Origin of the sequence: Mycolicibacterium peregrinum (assembly GCF_001665625.1) — a bacterium.
Taxonomy (GTDB): Bacteria; Actinomycetota; Actinomycetes; order Mycobacteriales; family Mycobacteriaceae; genus Mycobacterium; species Mycobacterium peregrinum_B.
This window is the reverse complement of the sequence record NZ_LZSY01000183.1, coordinates 1-5,501: the sequence shown is the minus strand read 5'-3', so window position 1 is coordinate 5,501 and position 5,501 is coordinate 1. Positions and strand designations below refer to the sequence as shown.

The window sequence follows — 5,501 nt, the reverse complement described above, 5'->3', positions numbered from 1 at the left end:
CTTAATTTGTGTTCGGCGGTGTCCTACTTTTCCACCCGAGAGGGTAGTATCATCGGCGCTGGCAGGCTTAGCTTCCGGGTTCGGGATGGGACCGGGCGTTTCCCTGCCGCTATGGACCGCCGTAACTTTATTCACCCGTTTCTGGGTGTAAACCTTTGTGTTTTGGTGGTGGGGTGCGGTATCGCACTCCATACACAAGTGTGTGGGTGTTTATGAATTGTGGTTGCGAGGCTTGTTGTGCGTCTTACTGAAACCCATCAAACATTTGGTGTTTGTTGGTTGTTGTAAGTTTTCGGCCGGTTAGTGCCAGTTCCCTTCACCCATTACTAGGCTTCCAGGTCTGGCCTATCAATCCCGTGGTCTGCGGGGGGCCTTATCCCTCTAAAAGGGTGAGAAGCCTGGTCTTGGAGGGGGTTTCCCGCTTAGATGCTTTCAGCGGTTATCCTGTCCGAACGTGGCTATCCAGCCGTGCTCCTGGTGGAACAACTGGTACACCAGAGGTTCGTCCGTCCCGGTCCTCTCGTACTAGGGACAGATTTCCTCAAGCTTCTGACGCGCGCGGCGGATAGAGACCGAACTGTCTCACGACGTTCTAAACCCAGCTCGCGTGCCGCTTTAATGGGCGAACAGCCCAACCCTTGGGACCTGCTCCAGCCCCAGGATGCGACGAGCCGACATCGAGGTGCCAAACCATCCCGTCGATATGGACTCTTGGGGAAGATCAGCCTGTTATCCCCGGGGTACCTTTTATCCGTTGAGCGACACCCCTTCCACTCAGAGGTGCCGGATCACTAGTCCCGACTTTCGTCCCTGCTCGACATGTACGTCTCGCAGTCAAGCTCCCTTGTGCACTTACACTCAACACCTGATTGCCGTCCAGGTTGAGGGAACCTTTGGGCGCCTCCGTTACATTTTGGGAGGCAACCGCCCCAGTTAAACTACCCACCAGGCACTGTCCCTGAACCGGATATACGGTCCGAGGTTAGAGGCCCAATACGATCAGAGTGGTATTTCAACAACGACTCCACCCACACTGGCGTGTGAATTTCACAGTCTCCCACCTATCCTACACAAACCGTATCGAGCACCAATACCAAGTTGTAGTGAAGGTCCCGGGGTCTTTTCGTCCTGCCGCGCGTAACGAGCATCTTTACTCGTAGTGCAATTTCGCCGAGTCTATGGTTGAGACAGTTGAGAAGTCGTTACGCCATTCGTGCAGGTCGGAACTTACCCGACAAGGAATTTCGCTACCTTAGGATGGTTATAGTTACCACCGCCGTTTACTGGGGCTTAAATTCTCTGCTTCACCCCGAAGGGTTAACAGGTCCTCTTAACCTTCCAGCACCGGGCAGGCGTCAGTCCGTATACATCGTCTTGCGACTTCGCACGGACCTGTGTTTTTAGTAAACAGTCGCTTCTCACTGGTTTGTGCCACCCCCTCCCGCTGCCGGCCGCAAAAGCCTTGACGATATGGGGGTCCCCCTTCTCCCGAAGTTACGGGGGCATTTTGCCGAGTTCCTTAACCATAGTTCACTCGTACGCCTTAGTATTCTCTACCTGACCACCTGTGTTGGTTTGGGGTACGGGCCGTGTATGTCCTCGCTAGAGGCTTTTCTTGGCAGCATAGGATCACCGAATTCGCCTCAAACGGCTATGCATCACCTCTCAGGAATATGAAACGCGGATTTGCCTACGTTTCTCCCTACCGGCTTACCCCAGTACAACCACTGACTGGTACGGCTACCTTCCTGCGTCACCCCATCGCTTGACTACTACCCACCGGGGTCCCACGCAGCCCCGTCAACGCCTCACCCCGAAGGGATCGGTCACGACGGTTTTGGATGGTTAGCACAATGGATTCATCATGGACGCACATACACGGGTACGGGAATATCAACCCGTTGTCCATCGACTACGCCTGTCGGCCTCGCCTTAGGTCCCGACTCACCCTGGGAGGACTGGCCTGGCCCAGGAACCCTTGGTCTTTCGGCGGGCAAGGTTCTCACTTGCCTATTCGCTACTCATGCCTGCATTCTCACTCCCACACCCTCCACAGCTAGATCACTCTGCTGCTTCACCGGATGCAGGACGCTCCCCTACCCAACGTATAAATACGTTGCCGCGGCTTCGGCGGTGTACTTGAGCCCCGCTACATTATCGGCGCACAATCACTTGACCAGTGAGCTATTACGCACTCTTTCAAGGGTGGCTGCTTCTAAGCCAACCTCCTGGTTGTCTTCGCGACTGCACATCCTTTTCCACTTAGTACACGCTTAGGGGCCTTAGCCGGCGATCTGGGCTGTTTCCCTCTCGACGCACGGAGCTTATCCCCCGCCGTCTCACTGCCACATTCTTGGACTTGTCGGCATTCGGAGTTTGGCTGACGTCAGTAACCCTGTGGGGCCCATCGGCCATCCAGTAGCTCTACCTCCAACAAGAAACATGTGACGCTGCACCTAAATGCATTTCGGGGAGAACCAGCTATCACGGAGTTTGATTGGCCTTTCACCCCTACCCACAGCTCATCCCCTCAGTCTTCAACCTAAGTGGGTTCGGGCCTCCACGCGGTCTTACCCGCGCTTCACCCTGGCCATGGGTAGATCACTCCGCTTCGGGTCCAGAACACACCACTACACCACACACTGTTGTGTGGATACGCCCTATTCAGACTCGCTTTCGCTGCGGCTACCCCACACGGGTTAACCTCGCGACATGTCCCTGACTCGCAGGCTCATTCTTCAAAAGGCACGCCATCACCCCACGACAAAGTCGAAGGCTCTGACGGATTGTAAGCGCACGGTTTCAGGTACTATTTCACTCCCCTCCCGGGGTACTTTTCACCATTCCCTCACGGTACTAATCCGCTATCGGTCACTGGGAAGTATTCAGGCTTACCGGGTGGTCCCGGCAGATTCACAGCAGATTTCACGGGCCCGCTGCTACTCGGGAACACTGTTCAAGGCAGATGTCAGGTTTTCACGTACCGGGCTCTCACCGTCTACGGCAGGTCATCCCAAACCACTTCCGTTAACCACGACATTTTCTAACTACCCTCCAGCCAGGTAGAACTGGAAAAACAGGTCCCACAACCCCGCACACACAACCCCTACCCGGTATCACATGCATACGGTTTAGCCATCCTCCGCTTTCGCTCGCCACTACTCACGGAATCACTTTTGTTTTCTCTTCCTACGGGTACTGAGATGTTTCACTTCCCCGCGTTCCCCCCCACTACCTATGTATTCAGTAGTGGGTAACACGACATCACTCGTGCTGGGTTTCCCCATTCGGACATCCTCGGATCAACGCTCGGTTGGCAGCTCCCCGAGGCATATCGCAGCCTCCAACGTCCTTCATCGGCTCCCAGTGCCAAGGCATCCACCATGCGCCCTTAAACACTTACAACACAAAAACCAAAAAATGAGTTTCAAAAGAAATTGCACATCAATCGCACACAAACACTGGCCCACACCACCCATACAGGCGGTGAGAGCCTCACGTATTCGCGTGCTAGATGCTCGCAACCACTATCCACAAATCAAACACCACACCCCACCACCAAAGTGAGGCAACAACACGCCGACACCCGCAACCGGGAGCCACCCCCCGAAAGGGGCACGGGCCTGTTGTCTCAAAGCCCAATAGTGTGTCTGATGATTTTCCGCAGATGCTTTCCCGCATCCCACGCCAAGTTTGTTGAGTGCACCAGACCCCCACCCACTACAGGTGCGAGGCCATCCAACGAATCGCCTGAAAGCTCAGCTGATCCCGCGATCTGCGGGGCCGGCCCAGGTCTCGTGGTGCTCCTTAGAAAGGAGGTGATCCAGCCGCACCTTCCGGTACGGCTACCTTGTTACGACTTCGTCCCAATCGCCGATCCCACCTTCGACGGCTCCCTCCACAAGGGTTAGGCCACCGGCTTCGGGTGTTACCGACTTTCATGACGTGACGGGCGGTGTGTACAAGGCCCGGGAACGTATTCACCGCAGCGTTGCTGATCTGCGATTACTAGCGACTCCGACTTCACGGGGTCGAGTTGCAGACCCCGATCCGAACTGAGACCGGCTTTGAAAGGATTCGCTCCACCTCACGGCATCGCAGCCCTTTGTACCGGCCATTGTAGCATGTGTGAAGCCCTGGACATAAGGGGCATGATGACTTGACGTCATCCCCACCTTCCTCCGAGTTGACCCCGGCAGTCTCTCACGAGTCCCCGCCATTACGCGCTGGCAACATAAGATAAGGGTTGCGCTCGTTGCGGGACTTAACCCAACATCTCACGACACGAGCTGACGACAGCCATGCACCACCTGCACACAGGCCACAAGGGAACCAATATCTCTACTGGCGTCCTGTGCATGTCAAACCCAGGTAAGGTTCTTCGCGTTGCATCGAATTAATCCACATGCTCCGCCGCTTGTGCGGGCCCCCGTCAATTTCTTTGAGTTTTAGCCTTGCGGCCGTACTCCCCAGGCGGGGTACTTAATGCGTTAGCTACGGCACGGATCCCAAGGAAGGAAACCCACACCTAGTACCCACCGTTTACGGCGTGGACTACCAGGGTATCTAATCCTGTTCGCTCCCCACGCTTTCGCTCCTCAGCGTCAGTTACTGCCCAGAGACCCGCCTTCGCCACCGGTGTTCCTCCTGATATCTGCGCATTCCACCGCTACACCAGGAATTCCAGTCTCCCCTGCAGTACTCTAGTCTGCCCGTATCGCCCGCACGCCCACAGTTAAGCTGTGAGTTTTCACGAACAACGCGACAAACCACCTACGAGCTCTTTACGCCCAGTAATTCCGGACAACGCTCGGACCCTACGTATTACCGCGGCTGCTGGCACGTAGTTGGCCGGTCCTTCTTCTATAGGTACCGTCACTTGCGCTTCGTCCCTATTGAAAGAGGTTTACAACCCGAAGGCCGTCATCCCTCACGCGGCGTCGCTGCATCAGGCTTGCGCCCATTGTGCAATATTCCCCACTGCTGCCTCCCGTAGGAGTCTGGGCCGTATCTCAGTCCCAGTGTGGCCGGTCACCCTCTCAGGCCGGCTACCCGTCGTCGCCTTGGTAGGCCATTACCCCACCAACAAGCTGATAGGCCGCGGGCCCATCCCACACCGCAAAAGCTTTCCACCACACACCAGGAAGTGCGCGGTCATATTCGGTATTAGACCCAGTTTCCCAGGCTTATCCCAAAGTGCAGGGCAGATCACCCACGTGTTACTCACCCGTTCGCCACTCGAGTACCCCGAAGGGCCTTTCCGTTCGACTTGCATGTGTTAAGCACGCCGCCAGCGTTCGTCCTGAGCCAGAATCAAACTCTCCAAACAAAAACTTCCCATCCAAAGACAGGCAGAATTCGAATCAGAAAAATTCGACCAAACAAAAGACACCAACAAACTGGCATCAAAAAAACAAAGCCACACCCTAAACGGGAAAAAGAGCGTGGCCAAAAACAACAAACAAAAACCACCAAACACACTATTGAGTTCTCAAACAACA

The 5,501-nt window shown here is 55.4% G+C and carries 3 rRNA genes; all 3 read right to left on the bottom strand.

Features of this window, described 5'->3' with window-relative positions:
- Positions 1-10: 10 nt before the first annotated feature.
- Positions 11-124: ribosomal RNA gene (gene rrf / locus A5779_RS29640) — 5S ribosomal RNA — on the bottom strand.
- Between the two features lie 156 nt (positions 125-280).
- Positions 281-3,405, bottom strand: a 23S ribosomal RNA gene (locus A5779_RS29635).
- 406 nt (positions 3,406-3,811) lie between these two features.
- A 16S ribosomal RNA gene (locus tag A5779_RS29630) occupies positions 3,812-5,329 on the bottom strand.
- The 16S, 23S and 5S rRNA genes sit together here, the layout of an rRNA operon.
- Positions 5,330-5,501: the final 172 nt, after the last annotated feature.